This window comes from Pseudomonas baetica (genome assembly GCF_051216495.1).
In the GTDB taxonomy this organism is placed as follows: Bacteria; Pseudomonadota; Gammaproteobacteria; order Pseudomonadales; family Pseudomonadaceae; genus Aquipseudomonas; species Aquipseudomonas baetica_B.
In genome coordinates, this window is the sequence record NZ_JBPKAM010000007.1 from 82,494 (window position 1) to 101,221 (window position 18,728).

The 18,728-nt window shown below is 59.0% G+C and carries 18 protein-coding genes; 9 read left to right on the forward strand and 9 right to left on the reverse strand.

Annotated features, from left to right (window positions below):
- Positions 1-164: 164 nt before the first annotated feature.
- The 3 genes from ACSFE6_RS05055 to ACSFE6_RS05065 all read right to left on the reverse strand — a co-directional run bounded on the left by ACSFE6_RS05055 (position 165) and on the right by ACSFE6_RS05065 (position 3,057).
- Complete coding sequence (locus ACSFE6_RS05055) at positions 165-689, reverse strand: AAA family ATPase (RefSeq protein WP_435426562.1); 525 nt, start codon at positions 687-689, stop codon at positions 165-167.
- Positions 686-1,249, reverse strand: coding sequence for a nicotinamide riboside transporter PnuC (gene pnuC / locus ACSFE6_RS05060; RefSeq protein WP_435426563.1), 564 nt, complete (start codon positions 1,247-1,249; stop codon positions 686-688). Before pnuC ends, ACSFE6_RS05055 begins: the two co-directional genes overlap by 4 nt.
- A 173-nt stretch (positions 1,250-1,422) precedes the next feature.
- Positions 1,423-3,057, reverse strand: a complete 1,635-nt coding sequence (locus tag ACSFE6_RS05065; protein ID WP_435426564.1) for a methyl-accepting chemotaxis protein — start codon at positions 3,055-3,057, stop codon at positions 1,423-1,425.
- Positions 3,058-3,316: 259 nt separating this feature from the next.
- Here ACSFE6_RS05065 and ACSFE6_RS05070 point away from each other — a divergent pair, with 259 nt between their 5' ends.
- Both ACSFE6_RS05070 and ACSFE6_RS05075 read left to right on the forward strand, forming a co-directional pair.
- Positions 3,317-4,147, forward strand: coding sequence for an undecaprenyl-diphosphate phosphatase (locus tag ACSFE6_RS05070; RefSeq protein WP_435426565.1), 831 nt, complete (start codon positions 3,317-3,319; stop codon positions 4,145-4,147).
- On the forward strand, positions 4,144-4,572 hold the full coding sequence (locus tag ACSFE6_RS05075) for a DUF1294 domain-containing protein (RefSeq protein WP_435426566.1): 429 nt from the start codon (positions 4,144-4,146) through the stop codon (positions 4,570-4,572). The genes ACSFE6_RS05070 and ACSFE6_RS05075 overlap by 4 nt, the downstream gene beginning before the upstream one ends.
- Before the next feature lie 138 nt (positions 4,573-4,710).
- Here ACSFE6_RS05075 and ACSFE6_RS05080 read toward each other — a convergent pair whose 3' ends face one another.
- Positions 4,711-5,070, reverse strand: coding sequence for an MmcQ/YjbR family DNA-binding protein (locus ACSFE6_RS05080; protein WP_435426567.1), 360 nt, complete (start codon positions 5,068-5,070; stop codon positions 4,711-4,713).
- On the reverse strand, positions 5,067-5,975 hold the full coding sequence (locus ACSFE6_RS05085) for a LysR substrate-binding domain-containing protein (RefSeq protein ID WP_435426568.1): 909 nt from the start codon (positions 5,973-5,975) through the stop codon (positions 5,067-5,069). Before ACSFE6_RS05085 ends, ACSFE6_RS05080 begins: the two co-directional genes overlap by 4 nt.
- A 131-nt stretch (positions 5,976-6,106) precedes the next feature.
- On the opposite strand from ACSFE6_RS05085, the gene ACSFE6_RS05090 reads away from it, so the two are divergent.
- Both ACSFE6_RS05090 and ACSFE6_RS05095 read left to right on the forward strand, forming a co-directional pair.
- A complete protein-coding gene (locus ACSFE6_RS05090; protein WP_435426569.1) occupies positions 6,107-6,718 on the forward strand; it encodes an FMN-dependent NADH-azoreductase in 612 nt (203 codons plus the stop codon).
- A 179-nt stretch (positions 6,719-6,897) separates the two neighbouring features.
- Positions 6,898-7,935 (forward strand): alpha/beta hydrolase family protein, encoded by a 1,038-nt coding sequence (locus ACSFE6_RS05095; RefSeq protein WP_435426570.1) that lies wholly within the window; start codon positions 6,898-6,900, stop codon positions 7,933-7,935.
- A 31-nt stretch (positions 7,936-7,966) separates the two neighbouring features.
- On the opposite strand, the gene ACSFE6_RS05100 is transcribed toward ACSFE6_RS05095, so the two are convergent.
- Together ACSFE6_RS05100 and ACSFE6_RS05105 are read right to left on the reverse strand one after the other, a co-directional pair.
- The gene (locus ACSFE6_RS05100; RefSeq protein ID WP_435426571.1) at positions 7,967-9,154 is read right to left on the reverse strand and encodes an MFS transporter; all 1,188 of its coding nucleotides are present in this window, start codon (positions 9,152-9,154) and stop codon (positions 7,967-7,969) included.
- 256 nt (positions 9,155-9,410) lie between these two features.
- A complete protein-coding gene (locus ACSFE6_RS05105) occupies positions 9,411-10,997 on the reverse strand; it encodes an ABC-F family ATPase (RefSeq protein WP_435426572.1) in 1,587 nt (528 codons plus the stop codon).
- A gap of 377 nt (positions 10,998-11,374) precedes the next feature.
- On the opposite strand from ACSFE6_RS05105, the gene lpxO reads away from it, so the two are divergent.
- Positions 11,375-12,274: a lipid A hydroxylase LpxO gene (lpxO, locus tag ACSFE6_RS05110; RefSeq protein ID WP_435426573.1), complete on the forward strand. Its 900-nt coding sequence runs from the start codon at positions 11,375-11,377 to the stop codon at positions 12,272-12,274.
- A gap of 68 nt (positions 12,275-12,342) precedes the next feature.
- Here the strand turns inward: lpxO and lolA are convergent, their stop codons facing one another.
- Positions 12,343-12,966 (reverse strand): outer membrane lipoprotein chaperone LolA, encoded by a 624-nt coding sequence (gene lolA / locus ACSFE6_RS05115; protein ID WP_435426574.1) that lies wholly within the window; start codon positions 12,964-12,966, stop codon positions 12,343-12,345.
- 66 nt (positions 12,967-13,032) lie between these two features.
- Positions 13,033-15,441, reverse strand: a complete 2,409-nt coding sequence (locus ACSFE6_RS05120; protein ID WP_435426575.1) for a DNA translocase FtsK — start codon at positions 15,439-15,441, stop codon at positions 13,033-13,035.
- Between the two features lie 320 nt (positions 15,442-15,761).
- On the opposite strand from ACSFE6_RS05120, the gene trxB reads away from it, so the two are divergent.
- The 4 genes from trxB (at position 15,762) to infA (ending at position 18,572) form a co-directional block, all read left to right on the forward strand.
- Positions 15,762-16,721: a thioredoxin-disulfide reductase gene (gene trxB / locus ACSFE6_RS05125; protein WP_435426576.1), complete on the forward strand. Its 960-nt coding sequence runs from the start codon at positions 15,762-15,764 to the stop codon at positions 16,719-16,721.
- Between the two features lie 63 nt (positions 16,722-16,784).
- Entirely contained in the window at positions 16,785-17,465 is a 681-nt protein-coding gene (aat, locus tag ACSFE6_RS05130) for a leucyl/phenylalanyl-tRNA--protein transferase (protein WP_435426577.1), read from the forward strand.
- Between the two features lie 69 nt (positions 17,466-17,534).
- Complete coding sequence (locus ACSFE6_RS05135) at positions 17,535-18,242, forward strand: arginyltransferase (RefSeq protein WP_435426578.1); 708 nt, start codon at positions 17,535-17,537, stop codon at positions 18,240-18,242.
- 111 nt (positions 18,243-18,353) lie between these two features.
- Positions 18,354-18,572, forward strand: a complete 219-nt coding sequence (infA, locus tag ACSFE6_RS05140; RefSeq protein WP_002553999.1) for a translation initiation factor IF-1 — start codon at positions 18,354-18,356, stop codon at positions 18,570-18,572.
- Positions 18,573-18,728: the final 156 nt, after the last annotated feature.

Sequence of the window (18,728 nt, forward strand, 5' to 3'; positions counted from 1 at the left end):
AGTCCCGTCTTTGCTGGCGTCGTTGCTCATCAAGGGCTCTGAAGGATGAGTGTATCAGTGGCTTTACATTTTCACGTCTAATCGCTAAAAGCGCTTTAGCTCGCGGGTTTTCGAGTTTGTGGTGTTTCAGGAGTGGAACATTTTCGACAGGACGGGGGAACCTGTCAGGGCTTCAGCAAGCGAGTCACTGCCTCGAATGCTTCTTCTTTTCGCTGTTTCCAATCGCCTTGCAGTACCCGGTAGGGACGGCGATGCAGGTCAAGCCATTGGCGGCTGGCCTGGAAAAACGCCTGGCGTTCTGCCATTTGTGGTTGGCAACGCTGTCCATCGTCATGCCAGGCCACGCCTTCAGGGCTCAACAGCAAATGAAGGTCGTAGTGCCGCGCCAGCAACGCTTGCTCGATCCATGCCGGACAATCGCCAAACAAGGTGCGACTCCAAAGGATATTGCTCAAGAGGTGCGTATCAAGAATCAATAGGGAAGGTTGTCTGACGCGCCCTTCATCCTCCCAGGCCAACTGGCCATGTGCTATGGATGAAATGTCATCATAGCGGGTTTCCCGTGCTTCGCTTTCGATAAAATGCCGAACGTATTCATTGACCAATATGCCGCCAAAATTGGCGAAAATCTCCTTGGATAGCCAGCTTTTTCCGCTGGATTCCGGCCCTGCCAGCACCAGGACTTTCATGTGCGCAACACCGGGGCCGCGCGCCATTCGCGCCAGCCCTGCACAGCCAGCAGCAGGAACAATGCATACAAGGCCGCCGTCAGGTACAGCGCTTTGTAGACGAACAAGCCGACGAAGATCACATCCACGACAATCCACAACGGCCAGCATTGAACGCGCTTCTGTGCCATCCACAGCTGAGCCACCAGGCTGAAGCCCGTGAGTGCCGCATCGAGCCAGGGTTGGGCGGCGTCGGTCCAGTGCGCCATGGCGGCACCGAGCAACAGACTGCCAACTCCACCGATGACCAGGCCGAGCACCACGGATCGGCCATCGAGCCAGCTGACCTCGCGTCCCCGTCGGGCAGTGCCTGCACGGGTCCATTGCCACCAACCGTAGATCTGCAAGGCGGCATAGATCACTTGCAGCAACATGTCCGAATACAGCTTCACTTCGAAAAAGATCCAGCTATAGATCAGCACCATGACCAGGCCGATCGGCCAGCACCAGGGGTTCTGCCTGACCGTCAACCAGACGGCGATGACGCCGAGGGTGGCAGCAAACAGTTCAAGCCCGGACATGGGGGTTCCTTGAGGGAAGTCGAAGAGGGGGCGGATTGTACCCTCCGGCACCCTGTACGCCATACCCTGTAGGAGCGAGCCTGCTCGCGATGAAAGTCAGGGCGCCGCGTTTCGTCAGGCTGCCCGCGTAATCGTTGACGTCCATCGCGAGCAGAGCTCGCTCCCACAAAGGATCAGACGCGAAACTGCCGAAGCAACCCGTTCAACTGCTCGCTCAACCCCTTGAGCCGTACGCTCGCAGCGCTCGATTGTTCAGCCGCCAATGCGGTGCTGTGGGAAAGCCCGGCGGCTTGCGTGACGTTCTGGTTGATGTCCTCGACCACATGCGCCTGTTGCAATGTCGCGCTGGCAATGGAAGCGTTCAGGCCATTGAGACTGCGCAGTGCCTGGCCGATGGCGTTGAGGCTGGCACCCGCTAAACCAGCCTGTTCGATGGTGAGTTGCGATGCCCGGCTGCTGTCGCCGATCACCTTGACAGCCGCTTCGGAGTGGTTTTGCAGGCGTTCGATCATCGACTGGATTTCTGCCGTGGACTTCTGCGTACGTTGGGCCAACAGGCGTACTTCGTCGGCCACTACGGCAAAGCCACGTCCTTGCTCGCCAGCGCGGGCAGCCTCGATGGCGGCGTTGAGGGCCAGCAGGTTGGTTTGCTCGGCGATGGAGCGAATCACCTCCAGAACGCTGCCGATTTGAGTGCTTTCGGCGGCCAAGGTGCGAATCACTTCCACCGCCTGATCGATGGTGGAAGACAGGGTATCGATCTGCTGCAGGCTGCTATCGATATTGACCTGGCCCTGTTGTGCCTGAGCCTGGGCATCGCGCATTTCGCTGGCGGCATGTTCGGCGTTTTTCGCCACATCCTGCACGCCATAAGTCACTTCATTGATAGCCGTGGCCACCAGCTCCATCTGTTGCGACTGTTGCTGACTGCGCTGCTGGGCCTGGGTGGCGTCGTTGCCCAGTTCGCTGGAGGATTGGCCCAGAGCGCTTGCGGACACCTGCAACTCACTGATGACCCCGCGCAATTTGCTGGTGAACGCATTGAAGTGTCGCGCCAGTTGCGTGACCTCGTCCTGGCCGTGGGTGTCGAGGCTGCGGGTCAAGTCGCTTTCTCCGCTGGCGATGTTGGCCATCGCGTTCACGGCGACTTGAAGCGGGCGGACTATGCTGCGGGCGATCACGATCACCAGTGCCGCCATGATCAATGCGATGGCCAGGCCGATCACCGAGGCGTCCCTGACTTGTCCGTAGAATTCGGCTTGCATGTCATCGATGTACACGCCAGAGCCGATCACCCAGCCCCAAGGCTCGAACAGTTTGACGTAGGAGGTTTTCTCCACCGGGGCACTGGCGCCCGGTTTAGGCCAGCGATAATTGACGATGCCGGCACCCTTGGCTTTGGCAATGGCCACCATTTCGTTGAACACCGCGAAGCCGTCCGGGTCGCGAATGGCCGAGAGGTTCTGGCCATCGAGTTTCGGGTTGGCCGGGTGCATGACCATTACCGGTGACAAGTCATTGATCCAGAAGTAATCGTTTTGGTCGTAGCGCAGCCCGCGCACGGCTGTCAGCGCCTGTTTCTGCGCGGCCTCGCGGGTGAGGGTCCCGGCGGTTTCCAGGTCGTGGTAGTAGGTGAGGATGCCGCTGGCGGTTTGCACCACATGCTGGGTTTTCTGCGCCTTGGCCTGGTAAAGATCATCGTGAATCTGCTTGAGCATCATGACGCCCAGGGCCAATAGCATCATGACGGCCACGATCAAGATGAGCCACAAACGCCGGCTTATAGACATATTACGCAAGCTGATCATAACGCTGTGCTCCCGTTTCTTATTCTTGGGGGTTCTTGTTTTTGTGGTGGCCCGGCATCACGGGCCCGAAACGCGCCGACGAAAATCAGGCTTGCCTGACAGCATTTCGGCTTTGAGCGGAAAAACCTGAATGCAAATTGATATTTCACGGAATTTTCCGTGGCCTGCGGGTATCTTGTGCGCGCGGGTTTTCAACTACGCTGAACGCTTTGAAAAATAATGACGGGGCATGCGTTGACGCATGGCCTTTGGGGGATTGATGGATCTTTGGACTGCCTTTCAGGCGTTGATTCTTGGGGTTGTAGAAGGGCTGACAGAGTTTTTGCCGATTTCCAGTACCGGTCACCAGATCATTGTGGCCGACTTGCTCGATTTCGGTGGCGAACGGGCCATGGCCTTCAACATCATTATCCAGCTCGGGGCGATCCTGGCGGTGGTGTGGGAGTTTCGCCGCAAGATTTTCGACGTGGTCATTGGCCTGCCGACGCAACCCGGTGCACGTCGCTTTACCGCCAACCTGCTGATTGCCTTTCTGCCGGCGGTGGTGCTGGGGGTGATTTTCGCGGATCTGATTCACCACTATCTGTTCAACCCGATCACGGTGGCCACCGCGCTGGTCGTGGGCGGCATCGTCATGTTGTGGGCTGAACAACGCCAACATGAGGTGCATGCCGAAACCGTGGACGACATCACCTGGAAAGATGCACTGAAAGTCGGTTTTGCCCAATGTCTGGCGATGATTCCGGGCACATCGCGTTCCGGCTCGACGATCATTGGCGGGTTGTTGTTCGGCCTGTCGCGCAAGACCGCCACCGAGTTCTCGTTTTTCCTGGCCATGCCGACCATGGTGGGCGCGGCGGTGTACTCGGGCTACAAGTACCACAAGCTGTTTGTACCGGCCGACTTCCCGGTTTTCGCCATCGGCTTCGTCACCGCGTTCATCTTCGCGATGATTGCCGTCAGAGGCCTGCTCAAGTTCATCGCCAGCCACAGTTATGCCGCCTTTGCCTGGTACCGCATTGCCTTCGGCCTGGTCATTCTGGCCACCTGGCAGTTCGGCTGGGTCGACTGGACCGCGGCCAAGCCATGAACGACTCCAGCGCGCGCAACCACTCCGGGCGTCAGTCCGGAGGTGAGATCCGCAATCTGCGGCTGAAACTCCTGGTGTTCGCGATCCTGTGCGCGCTGCCGCTGTTCGGTTCGCTGTCGATGTGGCTGCGAGGGGGTTCGCTGATTCCTTTGGCGGCCTACGGCATCGTTAGCGTGCTGGCGTTCCTGTTGTACTGGAGCGATAAGCGCAAGGCCCGCGCCGACCACTGGCGCACCCCGGAAAACGCGCTGCATGCACTGGAGTTCGCCGGTGGCTGGCCGGGCGCCTTGCTGGCGCAACAAGTGTTTCGGCACAAGACGCGCAAGATTTCCTTTCAACTGGTGTTCTGGCTCATTGTGCTGTTGCATCAGGTGTTCTGGATCGACGTGTTGTTTCTTGGCGCTCATCTGTTTGCACTGTTTTGATAGTGGGGCGATGAACCTTGTGGCGAGGGAGCTTGCTCCCGCTGGACCGCGCAGCAGACCCCTTTTTAGGGCCGCTTCGCTGCTCAGCGGGAGCAAGCTCCCTCGCCACAGTTTTTTGTCTTTCTGGCTGGCCGGGATTTAAATCAGCAACCCAACCTGAACACGCTTGGGCAGCTTGCTGACCACCAGTTGATGAGAGCGTTGCAGCAAGCCTCGCAATTCGTCGGCGCCCAGCGGGTAGGGCGTAGCCATGATGATCCACTGGGCCCGCGCCAGATAAGGGGCGGGGTGAATGCCCGGTCGGTCGCAATGACCGAGAAACAGATCCTTGTCGACCTTGAACGCCAGGGAGTCACCGCGCAGGCCCTGCAGGGCGAACATTTTGTTTCCGGCCACTGAAAATACCCGTACGCCACCCCACTTGTAATCTTCCCGTGCACCGGGCAGCGCCAGGCAAAAGGCGGCAACGTCGGCTTCACTCATGCGTGCGCTGTTCATATCAATCGGTCCCCACAGGCATTGAAGGTTTCAATCAAATGGTCGAGCCACGCACGTACGGCGGGCATCACTCCGCGCCGGTGTGGGTAGACCGCTTGCAACCAGCCACCGGGCATCGACCACTCCGGGAGCAACTGCACCAGCGAGCCGTTTGCCAGTTCCTGCTCGCAATACATCATGGGCAGCGTGGTAAACCCTTGGCCGGCGAGGGCGCAGGTCTTGCGCACGATGAAATCGTCAACGCCCAACCGCGCTTCACGGGCCAGGTCATAAGGTTTGCCCAGGTGATCAACCAGGCGAATGTGCACCAAGCGATCGGGTTCAAGGGCGCCAAGTACCGGCAGGTTTTTCAAATCGTCCGGATGATTGATCTCATGTCCCTGGATAAAGCCCGGGCTGGCCACCACCAGCATCTGTGCCTGGCGCAGGCGGCGGGTTACCAGCAGCGGGTCTTCATCACCCGGTTCGCGCACGCGCAAAGCGACGTCGACGCCCTCGGTCACCAGATCGACGCGGCGATTGACCAACATGACCTCAAGCTGCACCTGCGGGAATTTTTCCAGGAAGCTGCTGATCACACCGGGGAGCATTTCGTGGGCCAGGCCGACGGGGGAGGACACACGCAGCCGCCCCCGAGGTTCGCTCGACATGCTGGCCACGGCCTCGTCAGCCATTTCGGCCTCCAGGAGCATGGCCTGACAGTGGCGCAGGTAACGTTCGCCCACGGCCGTCAGCTTGAGCTGGCGAGTGGTGCGTTGCAGCAGTCGCGCGCCCAGCCGCTCTTCAAGTTCGGCAATGCGACGGGACAGTCGCGACTTTGGGATTCCCAGTAATCGCCCGGCCGCCGCGAAACCTCCGGCCTCCACGACTTTGGCAAAGTAATAGAGGTCATTCAGGTCTTGCATGGGAGCTGTCTCTATCGTTCTATCAGTGGGACAAACTATCGCATTGTTGCACGCTAATCATCTATTGGTTTCGTCTGTAGGATTGTTTCCATCAGATCGCCCTGGCGGCGATCCTCACTTGGAGATCCCACATGAAACTGCTGCATATCGATTCGAGCATTCTTGGTGACAACTCGGCTTCCCGTCAGCTGAGCAGTGAAGTTGTCAAAGCCTGGCAAGCCGCCGAGCCAACCGCCGTGGTGACCTACCGTGACCTCGCCGCCGACGCCATCAGCCACTTCTCTTCGACCACGCTGGTAGCCGCGGGCACCACCGCCGAACTGCGCGACGCCGCGCAAAAGCACGAAGCCGAGCTGAGTGCGTCGACCCTGGCCGAATTCCTCGCCGCCGATGCCGTGGTGATTGCAGCGCCGATGTACAACTTCACCATCCCGACTCAACTGAAGGCCTGGATCGACCGCATCGCGGTTGCCGGTCAGACCTTCCGTTACACCGAGGCCGGCCCCGAAGGCCTGTGCGGTGGCAAGAAAGTGGTGATCGTTTCGACTTCCGGTGGTCTGCATGCCGGTCAGGCAACTGGCGTTGCCCACGAAGATTACTTGAAAGTGCTGTTCGGCTTCATCGGCATCACCGACATCGAATTCGTCCGCGCCCATGGCCTGGCTTACGGTGACGAAGTGCGCACCAAAGCCATGAGCGACGCCCAGACGCACATCAGCGAGCAACTGTTCGCCGCCGCGTAAGGCTTGCGTAAAGGCGTCAAACGGCGCAGGCAATCCCCCAAAAACTCTGTATTCTGATCACGCAAGTGGCAGGTGCGGAGTTTTTTGTTTCCGACTGTTTCATGATTTCAATGAGTTGTGGCCCGAGATATGCAGTCAAGGGTAAACAGCCGCGGTCCGGTAACAGGGTGGGGCATCCCATGATGCGTCTTTGTGCAATCTTACTGATGTGCTTGTTCAGCAGCCTGAGTTCAGTGCACGCCGCCCCTGCGCCGCATCCTCACTGGAGCGTCGGCTACCACGAGATGAGTTTTCTCGATCCGCTCGATCTGCAACCGATGCGCGCCATCGCGTTCTACCCCTCCAGCGAAAAAGAGCACGTCAGCAAGCTTGAGGGCTACACAGTCGAGGCCGGCGAAGACACTAAAGTCGCCATGGGTCGCTTCCCGATGCTGATGCTGTCGCACGGCAACACCGGAACCCCGCTGGCCCTGCATGACCTGGCCACGTCGCTGGCGCGCAAGGGTTTTGTGGTGGTGGCCGTGATTCATCCGGGGGATAACTCCAAGGACCACAGCCGTCTTGGCACCCTGAGCAACCTGTACGGGCGACCGATCCAGATTTCCGAAGCCATTACCGCGACCCTGGGCGATCGTATGCTGGCGCCATTCGTCAATGCCGATCAGGTCGGGGTCATTGGTTACTCGGCAGGCGGGGAGACGGCGTTGATACTGTCCGGCGCGACGCCGGACCTGGATCGCCTGCGCCGTTACTGCCAGGAACGTCCAGACGATCGCGATGCCTGTAACACCCAGGGTGAACTGATCGTCGATCGTGATGACTTGCAACCGGTGGCCGACCCGCGCGTCCATGCATTGATGCTAATGGCGCCACTAAGCCTGAAGTTCGGTCGTCATACCCTGGCCGACGTGCATGTACCGGTGCTGTTATATAGCGGCGATGGCGACAAACTGGTGCCCATCGACAAGAACGCCGCCGCACTGGCTCGCAAACTGCCGGTGGCGCCGGACTTCAAGTTGCTGGCCGGGGCAGGGCACTTCGTGTTCATGGCGCCCTGCAACGACGAACAGATCGTCATCATGCCGGCACTGTGTACGGACGCCGATGGTGTCGATCGTGAGGACATTCACCGTAATCTGATAACCGAGGCCGGGCGGTTTTTCTCTCGTACCTTGGGCAAGGCGACCCGGGCCGGGATGCAAACTGCTGATCAATAGCCCCCTGTAGGAGCTGCCGAAGGAATGGGCGTCATGCCATCGCGCGGTGCTTGAGCAGCAAGGTCAACCCCAGCGCGCTCACCGACAACAGCGCCGCACCAAAGAAGATCCACGAATACCCCAGGTTCAATGCCACGGCGCCCATCAATGGCCCGGCAATCGCCAGCGCCAGATCGAAAAACACCGCATAAGCGCTCAACCCCGCGCCGCGGCTGGAGTTGGGCACTTGCTTGATCGCCTCGACGCCAAGTGCCGGGTACACCAGCGACAGGCCGAACCCGGTCAGGCCTGCGCCGATCAAGGCATAGCCCGTCGAAGGCGCGAGCCAGAGCAATGCCAGGCCCACGGTTTCGATGGTCATGCAGGCAATGGCCGAGGTGAATCCGCCGAAGCGACTGATGCTGGAAATGAACAGCAGGCGCGCCAGAATGAAGCACACGCCAAACACCGTCAGGCAATACGCCGCGCCGCTCCAGCCACGGTTGACGTAATACAGGGTGATAAAGGTAGTCAGGGTGCCGTAGCCAATGGACGCCAGGCTCAAACTCGCACCGAATGGCGCAATTCGCCCGAACACGTTCCAAAACGGCAGCCGCTCGCCGCGTACCACCGGTACCGAGGGTTTGTTGCGAATCAGCAGCAGCGCCAGCGCGGCCAGCAGTGACAGCGCGATGCCCAGGCTGGCGAACCCCAGTCCATCGACCATCACCACCCCCAGTGGCGCACCGATGGCAATGGCGCCGTAGGACGCGATGCCATTCCAGGAAATCGAACGCGCCGTGTGTTCGGCGCCCACCTGGCCCATGCACCAGCTGATAGTGCCCACCCCGATCAAGCCCTGGGCGATTCCGAGCAACAAGCGGCCGGCGATCAGGATCAGCAAACTCAACAACGGCAGGTCCTGCAGCAAGGTCGAAAACAACGTCAGCACACCGCTCAACACAATGCCTGACAGCCCGTAAACGATCGCACGCTTGGTGCCGATGGTGTCGGACATGCGTCCGGCCATCGGACGGCTGAGCAGGGTGGCGAGGTATTGTGAGCCGATGGTCAGCCCGGCGATGACCGCACTGAACCCGAGTTGTTCGTGAACGTAACCCGGCAACACCGCAATCGGCAGACCGATGCAGAGGAAGGCAATGAAGGTATAGAAGACGATGGAGACGATCTGCAGGGTGATCGCCATGGAGCTTTGCGGTGGCTGTTGCTGCGCAGACATGAGGGCTCATTCGCGGGCGGCGGTGGGAGAACTGCATGATGGCGCGGCGGCGGGATAAAAGGAAGCAGGCTAACTATATTCGTTGTCGTTGAGGACGTCTTCGCGAGCAGGCTCGCTCCCACAGGGCGAAGGCATTCCAATTGTGGGAGCGAGCCTGTTCGCGAAGGGTCGTCAACGATAACGCGTTTCCACTGGAAAACGCGGTGGTCTCGACTCCATCGCGAGCAAGCTCGCTCCTACAGGATTGGAGAGGCTTTTAGAACACCACACCCTGGCTACGCAGGTAATCGTCATAGGTGCCGCTGAAGTCGGTCACGCCATTGGGGCTCAACTCGATGATGCGAGTGGCCAGGGACGATACGAATTCACGGTCGTGGCTGACGAAGATCAACGTGCCCGGATAGTTCTCCAGCGCCAGGTTCAGCGCCTCGATGGATTCCATGTCCAAGTGGTTGGTCGGTTCGTCCATCACCAGCACGTTCGGCTTTTGCAGGATCAGCTTGCCGAACAGCATGCGACCTTGCTCACCCCCGGAAATGACCTTGACCGACTTGAGGATCTCGTCGTTGGAGAACAGCATGCGGCCCAGGGTGCCGCGAATGACCTGCTCGCCCTGGGTCCACTGGCCCATCCAGTCGAACAGGCTGACGTCGTCTTCGAAGTCATGGGCATGGTCCTGGGCGTAGTAGCCCAGTTCCGCGCTTTCGGTCCATTTCACGGAACCGGCGTCCGGCGTCAGTTCACCCATCAAGGTGCGCAGCAGGGTGGTCTTGCCGATACCGTTCGGGCCGATGATCGCCACGCGCTCGCCGGCTTCGACGGTGAAGCTGAAGTTCTTGAACAGGGTCTTGCCGTCGAAGCCCTTGGACATCTGTTCGATGGTCACGGCCTGGCGGTGCAGCTTCTTGGTTTGCTCGAAGCGGATGAACGGGCTCACGCGGCTCGATGGCTTGACTTCGGCCAACTGGATCTTGTCGATCTGCTTGGCGCGGGAAGTGGCCTGCTTGGCTTTCGAGGCGTTGGCCGAGAAGCGGCTGACGAATGTCTGCAGTTCGGCGATCTGGGCTTTCTTCTTGGCGTTGTCCGACAGCAGTTGCTCGCGGGACTGGGTCGCCGCGGTCATGTACTCGTCGTAGTTGCCCGGGAACAGACGCAGTTCACCGTAGTCCAGGTCGGCCATGTGGGTGCAGACGCTGTTGAGGAAGTGACGGTCGTGGGAAATGATGATCATGGTGCTGTTACGCGCCGTCAAAATCGTTTCCAGCCAGCGGATGGTGTTAATGTCCAGGTGGTTGGTCGGTTCGTCGAGCAACAGCACTTCAGGATCGGAAAACAGTGCCTGAGCCAACAGAACACGCAGTTTCCAGCCTGGCGCAACTTCGGTCATCGGGCCGAAGTGCTGTTCCAGGGGAATGCCCAGACCCAGCAGCAGCTCACCGGCACGGGATTCTGCGGTGTAGCCGTCCATTTCAGCGAATTCGGTTTCCAGCTCGGCCACGGCCATGCCGTCTTCTTCGCTCATTTCCGGCAACGAATAGATGCGATCGCGCTCGGCCTTGACCTTCCATAGCTCCTCGTGACCCATGATCACGGTGTCGATCACGGTGAATTCTTCGTAGGCGAACTGATCCTGGCGCAATTTACCCAGGCGCACGTTCGGCTCGAGCATGACCTGGCCAGAGGATGGCTCGAGATCGCTGCCGAGAATCTTCATGAAGGTCGACTTGCCGCAACCGTTGGCGCCGATCAAACCATAGCGGTTGCCATTGTTGAACTTGACCGAAACGTTTTCGAAAAGCGGCTTGGCGCCGAACTGCATCGTGATGTTAGCTGTAGAAATCAAGGGTTTTTCCTGAGAAGCATTCAGAGAAGCAAGGGTTGCGGCCGAGTCGAAGTGCGCTGAAGCCGGGACATTCCCGTCATCAACCAAAGGGGCGCGTAAAGTTTGGCGGCGATTGTACTGGTCTAGCTCTTTAAACGATAGGGCCATCAGGCCGCAGCGGCGGTTTGGCCGTATCAAAGGACAGATTTTCACACTTGAAGGCTAACAATTGGTTACAAGCGGTGGCTAAAATGCCATCTTTCATCTGTTGCCGGTAAACGGCACGGCTCAAGGATGGGCCCCGGACCGCTATTTCGTTTTCAGACGCTGCACAAGACCCGTAGGCCGCTGGCCGGCAGGGGGCGCAGTATGTTCACTTCTGACGTGTGACGATTTCCGTGAAACTCATCATTGCCGCTGTCTACGTTGTCTCCATCGCGTATGTGCACTTGCGCGGTCGCGTGCGCCATAAACTGGGCCGTCAACTGAGCGATCACTCGACGTTTCTCGCGCCGATCAATTGCTTCCTTTATCTGTTCTCGAAGATCCCCAACAAGCCGTACCTCGATCCGGCGGACTTTCCCGATCTGAGCCCGTTGCAGACCCATTGGGAAGAAATCCGCGCCGAAGGCCAGAATCTGTTGCGTGCCGGTGAGATCAAGCGCTCGAACCAGTACGACGATGTCGGTTTCAATTCGTTTTTCAAGACAGGCTGGAAGCGCTTCTACCTCAAGTGGTACGGCGACAGCCACCCGTCGGCGATGAAACTGTGCCCGCGTACCACCGAGCTGGTACAAAGCATCGGCTCGATCAAGGCCGCCATGTTCGCCGAGTTGCCACCGGGCTCCAAACTGGTGCGTCACCGTGATCCGTATGCCGGCTCCTACCGTTATCACTTGGGCCTGGAAACGCCCAACGATGCCGGTTGCTACATCAACGTCGATGGTGAGAACTACCACTGGCGCGACGGCGAGGCGGTGATGTTCGATGAAACCTTCATCCATTACGCCGAAAACACCACCCAGCAAAACCGCATCATCCTGTTCTGCGATGTCGAGCGGCCGATGAAATATCGCTGGGCGGCGGCGTTCAATGGTTGGTTCAGCCGCACGGTGATGTCGGCTGCCGGTGCGCCGAACGAGGCAGGCGACAAAACCGGCGGGATCAACCGTCTGTTCGGCAAGATCTACAAGATCCGCCTGCACGGCAAGGAGCTGAAGAAGCGCAATCGCAAGCTCTATTACCTGGAAAAGTGGGCAATTTTTGGTGGCTTGCTGGCGTTCTTCGTTCTGATCTGAGTCAAGCGGGAAGGCTGATATTGTTTTCGCGAGCAGGCTCGCTCCCACAGTTCTTGTGTGCCTGCGGTTTATTCCTGGATCACATCGGCACCCTTGGGGATGTCGAACTTGAACTTGGACGCAGGGATCGGTTCGTTGGCTTTCACGCCGGTGAACAGGATATTGGTGCGCTGACCGACGCTGTCGATCAGTTGCATGTCATTGACCAGGCCGTTGCGGAACGACAGGCGCAGGCTGTCGAACAGGGTGTCCTTGGTTTTCGGCTTGAGGGTGAAGTCGATCACGCCACCGGCTTCCTTGGCGCTGATGTCGAAACTCTGGTTGATTTTGGACACGTCACCGGACAACAACAGGGCCGGGGTCTGGGTCAGACGCACGTCCAGCTTCTTGATGGTCGCTTGCTCCAGGTCCGGGTCCCACAGGGTGACCTTGCTGCCGTCAGACACCACCAACTGCTCCTGGGGTGCATCGGTGTGCCAGTAAAACAGGCCGGGACGCTGCAGCGACATCTGGCCGGCGGTTTCCTGCAATTGGGTGCCGGAGCCATCAAGGGTCAGTTGGGAGAAGCGTGCACTCAAGGTCTGGGATTTTTCCAGCAGTTGAGTCAGGCGCGCCACGTCCTTGTCATCGGCGTGGGCCGAGAGCGTGGTCAAAGCCAGTACCGGCAGCAGCAACATGCGGATAAGACGCATGGGAGTCCTCTTAACATTCATGGGAGTGCGGGTGGCGCCCGAGGACGCCGCCCGTTCAATTTCAGGTCAGTCGCGCACCGGACCAGGGGCCAGGACTTCACGCGAGCCGTTAGTGTTCATGGCCGTCACGACCCCGGCCATTTCCATGGCTTCGATCATGCGTGCGGCGCGGTTGTAGCCGATTTTCAGCTTGCGCTGAACCGCGGAAATCGATGCGCGACGGCTTTCCAGGACGAACTGCACCGCCTCGTCGTACAGCGCGTCGGTTTCGGCATCGTCGCCGTCGCCGCCACCGCTGCTGCCTTCAAATCCACTGCCGGCCTCTTCGACGCCGTTGAGAATGTCGTCGTTATACTCCGGTGCACCGCGCAGTTTCCAGGCTTCCACCACCCGGTGAACCTCATCGTCGGAGACGAAGGCACCGTGGACACGAATCGGCAGGCTGGTGCCCGGCGGCATGTACAGCATGTCACCATGGCCCAGCAATTGTTCGGCGCCACCCTGGTCGATGATGGTCCGGGAGTCGATCTTGCTCGATACCTGGAACGCCATGCGGGTCGGGATGTTGGCCTTGATCAGACCGGTGATGACATCCACCGACGGCCGCTGGGTCGCCAGGATCAAGTGGATACCGGCCGCCCGCGCCTTCTGGGCGATACGGGCGATCAGTTCTTCAACCTTCTTGCCGACGATCATCATCATGTCGGCGAATTCGTCGACGACCACGACGATGGTCGGCAGTTTCTGCAGCAACGGTGCTTCGTCGTGGATGCTTTCGCGCTTGTACAGCGGATCGCTCAATGGCTCGCCAGCATCAATGGCTTCCTTGACCTTGGCGTTGAAGCCCGACAGGTTTCGTACGCCCATCTTCGCCATCAGTTTGTAGCGCCGCTCCATTTCGGCAACGCTCCAGCGCAAGGCATTGGCGGCGTCCTTCATGTCGGTAACCACAGGGCACAGCAGGTGCGGAATGCCTTCGTAGATCGACAGTTCCAACATTTTCGGGTCAATCATGATCAGCTTGGCGTCATCCGGTCCGGACTTGAACAGGATCGACAGGATCATCGCGTTCACACCCACCGACTTACCGGAACCGGTGGTACCGGCCACCAGCAGGTGAGGCATTTTCGCAAGGTCCGTAATGACGGGTTTGCCGCCGATGTCGTGCCCCAGGGCCAGGGTGACCGGCGACTTGAAGTTGTCGTACTCGGGGGTCGACAAGACTTCGGAGAAGCGCACGATCTGCCGGTCTTCGTTGGGAATCTCGATACCGACCGTGGTCTTGCCAGGAATCACTTCCACGACGCGCACACTGGTCACGGCCAGGGAGCGCGCCAGGTCCTTGGCGAGGTTGGCGATACGGCTGACCTTGACCCCGGCCGCCGGCTGGATTTCGTAACGGGTAATCACCGGGCCCGGATGGATCGAATCCACGGCGACTTCGACGCCGAACTCCTTGAGCTTGATTTCCAACAGATGGCCGACCGCCGCCAGGGATTCCGGAGAGTAATTGAGTTGTTTCTTTTCCGCCGGGTCGAGAATCGAGATCGGCGGCAAGGTGCCTTCCACGGCGCTGTCGACAAACAACGGCGCCTGTTTCTCTTTTTCCACGCGCTTGCTCGGCACTGCGGGTTTGACCGGAGCCGGGGCAATCACCGGCGGTACCTGCTTCTCGCGCTCGGACATGTGCTTGCTCAAGGCTTGCTCACGTTCGATCAGGCGTTCCTTGACCTTGGCCTGCTCGCGCTTGTCAGTCACGGTCGGCGCGACCACTTCGTGTACGCGATCGTCAACCTCACGCAATTGCGCGACCAGCTGCTTGCGCTCGGTACGGGCCGCCCACCAGCGATTGGCTGCGCCCTGGAACAACTCGAACAGGTCGAGGGTGATCTTGCCGGTGACATCCATCACCTTGAACCACGACAGGTCGGTGAACACCGTCAGGCCAAACAGGAACAAGGCGATAAACAGCAACGTGCTGCCTTGAATGTTCAGCGCGTTCTTCGCCAGATCGCCCAGGCTTTCGCCCAACGCGCCACCCGCGCCGGCCGGCAGGCCAGTCGCAGCATGGAAATGAATGTGCGCCAGCGCAGCGCCGGAAAGCACCAGGAACACCAGGCCAATCAGGCGCCAGGAAAACAGCCAGCCGCTCCATTGCCACGGCTCGTGGCGTTGCCGGAAAATCTGGTAAGCCTTGATCGCCAGCAACAACGGGAAGATATAGGCGAAATAGCCCAGCACCATGAACAGGATGTCGGCGCTGTAGGAACCTGCCGGCCCACCGAAATTCTGTACGTCATCGATCTTGCTGTTGTGGCTCCAGCCCGGGTCGTCCTTGCCGTAGGTCAGCAAGGCCATCATCAGGAACAGGCACAACGCGCCGATGGCGATCAATGCACCTTCCTTGAGCCGGTAGTGCAATTGCTGGCGCCAGAGCGGAACGACTGTCTTGGGTGCTTCGGTGGATTTCTTCAAAACGCTTCTATTCCTGCGCCATGGGCGCGTCCATCTGTTGATTGACTATAAAAAACTGCCCAATCCAGGCAGGTAAAAAAGTTAACAAGCGTAACCGGGTCTACTTTTAACACTGCGCCCAGGTTTTTATAAACCCGAGACGCAACCTTGCTCTTTTTACAATCATTGTTACAAACACTGTTACAACCGGGCATTGTACGGGTTTGTCCGTCCGATGCCATGCTTGAAGCACTTGGATGTAGCATAGTCAAAAGCACATCACATGCGACTCAATTTGAGCATGCATTCTCTTTTGTGACAAAGGCTTATGAGGTGTTTTTATGAGCGAAGTGCAGCATCACCGCCTGATCATCCTGGGTTCCGGCCCCGCCGGTTACAGCGCAGCCGTGTATGCCGCCCGCGCCAACCTCAAACCCGTTGTCATCACCGGCATACAGGCAGGTGGCCAGCTCACCACCACCGTCGAAGTCGACAACTGGCCAGGGGACGTGGAAGGACTCACTGGCCCGGTCCTGATGGAACGCATGCAAAAACACGCCGAGCGCTTTGCTACACAGATCGTTTACGACCACATCCATACAGCCAAGTTGCAGCAACGCCCGTTCGAGTTGACCGGCGATAGCGGCACTTATACTTGTGATGCATTGATCATCGCCACCGGCGCCTCGGCACAATATTTGGGACTGCCCTCGGAAGAGACATTTGCCGGAAAAGGGGTTTCAGCCTGCGCAACCTGCGATGGCTTCTTTTACCGCAACCAAGTCGTTGCGGTTGTCGGAGGCGGCAATACAGCGGTTGAAGAAGCGCTGTATCTGTCGAATATCGCCAAGGAAGTTCACCTGATTCACCGTCGCGACAAGCTGCGCTCGGAGAAAATCCTTCAAGACAAACTCTTCGACAAAGCCGCCAATGCCAATATCCGCCTGCACTGGAACCAGAATCTGGATGAAGTGCTGGGTGATGCCAGCGGCGTGACCGGCGCGAGATTGCGCGACAGCCATACCGGCGAGATCAATGAGCTTGCGGTGGCCGGCGTGTTCATCGCCATCGGCCACAAACCCAATACCGATCTGTTCATTGGCCAACTGGAAATGCGCGATGGTTACCTGCTGGTCAAGGGCGGCAGCGAAGGCAATGCCACGGCAACCGCCATCGACGGCGTATTTGCCGCCGGCGACGTGGCTGATCACGTTTATCGCCAGGCGGTAACCTCTGCCGGGGCCGGGTGCATGGCCGCACTGGATGCGGAAAAATACCTCGACGACATTCCCGCCATTTAACGGCACACTGGGTGACGGGCCTTGCGCCCGCCACCGCCCTCCCCTTCTGCAAGCCCGGACGCCATGCTGACTTGGTTACAACGCAACTCCCTGACTTTCCCGCCACTGGAAAAAGCCATGCGCGACCCCAACGGCCTATTGGCCGCTGGCGGCGACCTGTCCGCCGACCGGTTGATTCAGGCCTACCGCCACGGCTGCTTTCCCTGGTTCTCGGAAGGCCAACCGATTCTCTGGTGGTCGCCGGATCCACGCACCGTGTTGTTTCCCGACGAACTGCATGTTTCCCGCAGCCTGAACAAGTTGCTGCGCCAACAACGCTATCAAGTGACTTTCGACCGGGATTTTGCCGCGGTCATCCGCGCCTGCGCCGCCCCACGAGAATACGCCGACGGCACCTGGATCACCCAGGCGATGCAGGACGCGTATCTGGAACTGCATAAACGCGGTTACGCGCACTCCGTGGAAGTCTGGGACCAGGACACGCTCGTCGGCGGCTTGTATGGCTTGGCAATGGGCCGGTTGTTTTTCGGCGAATCCATGTTCAGTCGCGCCGATAATGCCTCAAAATTTGGCTTTGCCACGTTGGTACGACATCTGAAAGACTCAGGCTTTGTGCTGATCGACTGCCAGATGCCCACCGACCATCTGCACAGCCTGGGCGCACGGTCTATTCCCCGCAGCGCGTTTGCTGGCTACCTGGCGCAGTATCTGGATCAACCCAGCCGGGCAACCTGGGTTTGCTGAGCGACTTTTGCTCGCGTGGCTTACACTTAGAGACGCCCCCTAATCAAAAGCTTAATCCGAGGGTTGATCATGACCGAGTTGGCGCGTTTGAAGTTTTATGCCACTCAGCCCCACTCCTGCAGCTATCTGCCTGATGAGCAGGCGACGACCCTGTTCCTCGACCCTAGCCAGCCCATGGATGTGCATGTCTATGCAGACCTGTCGGAAATGGGTTTTCGTCGCAGTGGCGACCACCTGTATCGCCCCCACTGCCAGAACTGCAATGCCTGCGTGCCGGCACGCATCCCTGTGGCGCAATTCACCCCCAATCGCCAACAGAAACGCATTTTCAAACGCAACGCCGACCTGCAGGTACGCCCCGCCAAGCCAGGTTTCAGCGAAGAGTACTTCGATCTTTATCAGCGCTATATCGAAGAGCGGCACGCCGATGGCGACATGTATCCACCCAGTCGCGATCAGTTTTCGACGTTCCTGGTACGCGACCTGCCGTTTTCACGATTCTACGAATTCCGTCTCGACGGTCGGCTGCTGGCAATTGCCGTCACCGATCTTCTGCCGAACGGTCTATCGGCGGTCTATACCTTCTACGAACCCGACGAAGAGCGCCGCAGCCTGGGGCGCTACGCCATTCTCTGGCAAATCGCCGAGGCCCGCCGGCTGGGGCTGGATGCGGTCTACCTGGGCTACTGGATCAAGAACTGCAAAAAAATGAGCTACAAGACCCAATATCGCCCCATTGAACTGCTGGTCAACCAGCGCTGGGTCGTTCTGAACTAGAGCACACCCTAAACCCCTTGGCTTGAACCCCACTTTTCGGGCACAATGCACGCCGCTTTTGCCTGGCGCAGTTGCACCGGGCCATTCACTGGACACCGAGGGCTTTACTGCATGTCGAAAGAAGACAGCTTCGAAATGGAAGGCACTGTCGTCGACACCCTGCCCAACACCATGTTTCGCGTGGAGTTGGAAAATGGGCACGTCGTAACCGCGCACATCTCCGGCAAGATGCGCAAGAACTACATTCGTATTCTTACCGGCGACAAAGTGCGCGTCGAGCTGACGCCCTATGACTTGAGTAAAGGGCGCATCACTTACCGCGCTCGCTAATCAGGTCAATACAAAACGCCCGGCTTATGCCGGGCGTTTTTGTTTGCCTGGGATTTGCCACCCGACTCAAATCCTACAAATAACCCTGTGGGAGGGGGGGGGGGGGGGGGGGCATGGGTTACTTTTGCGCATCAATCCACACCCTCCCCGCGCTTT

Coding starts and splice junctions, on each gene's coding strand:
- pnuC (WP_435426563.1), bottom strand. CDS start 1,249: ATGTCCGGGCTTGAACTGTTTGCTGCCACCCTCGGCGTCATCGCCGTC.
- ACSFE6_RS05095 (WP_435426570.1), top strand. CDS start 6,898: ATGATGCGTCTTTGTGCAATCTTACTGATGTGCTTGTTCAGCAGCCTG.
- ACSFE6_RS05070 (WP_435426565.1), top strand. CDS start 3,317: ATGGATCTTTGGACTGCCTTTCAGGCGTTGATTCTTGGGGTTGTAGAA.
- ACSFE6_RS05100 (WP_435426571.1), bottom strand. CDS start 9,154: ATGTCTGCGCAGCAACAGCCACCGCAAAGCTCCATGGCGATCACCCTG.
- ACSFE6_RS05135 (WP_435426578.1), top strand. CDS start 17,535: ATGACCGAGTTGGCGCGTTTGAAGTTTTATGCCACTCAGCCCCACTCC.
- trxB (WP_435426576.1), top strand. CDS start 15,762: ATGAGCGAAGTGCAGCATCACCGCCTGATCATCCTGGGTTCCGGCCCC.
- ACSFE6_RS05055 (WP_435426562.1), bottom strand. CDS start 689: ATGAAAGTCCTGGTGCTGGCAGGGCCGGAATCCAGCGGAAAAAGCTGG.
- infA (WP_002553999.1), top strand. CDS start 18,354: ATGTCGAAAGAAGACAGCTTCGAAATGGAAGGCACTGTCGTCGACACC.
- ACSFE6_RS05065 (WP_435426564.1), bottom strand. CDS start 3,057: ATGATCAGCTTGCGTAATATGTCTATAAGCCGGCGTTTGTGGCTCATC.
- ACSFE6_RS05075 (WP_435426566.1), top strand. CDS start 4,144: ATGAACGACTCCAGCGCGCGCAACCACTCCGGGCGTCAGTCCGGAGGT.
- ACSFE6_RS05085 (WP_435426568.1), bottom strand. CDS start 5,975: ATGCAAGACCTGAATGACCTCTATTACTTTGCCAAAGTCGTGGAGGCC.
- aat (WP_435426577.1), top strand. CDS start 16,785: ATGCTGACTTGGTTACAACGCAACTCCCTGACTTTCCCGCCACTGGAA.
- ACSFE6_RS05090 (WP_435426569.1), top strand. CDS start 6,107: ATGAAACTGCTGCATATCGATTCGAGCATTCTTGGTGACAACTCGGCT.
- lolA (WP_435426574.1), bottom strand. CDS start 12,966: ATGCGTCTTATCCGCATGTTGCTGCTGCCGGTACTGGCTTTGACCACG.
- ACSFE6_RS05080 (WP_435426567.1), bottom strand. CDS start 5,070: ATGAACAGCGCACGCATGAGTGAAGCCGACGTTGCCGCCTTTTGCCTG.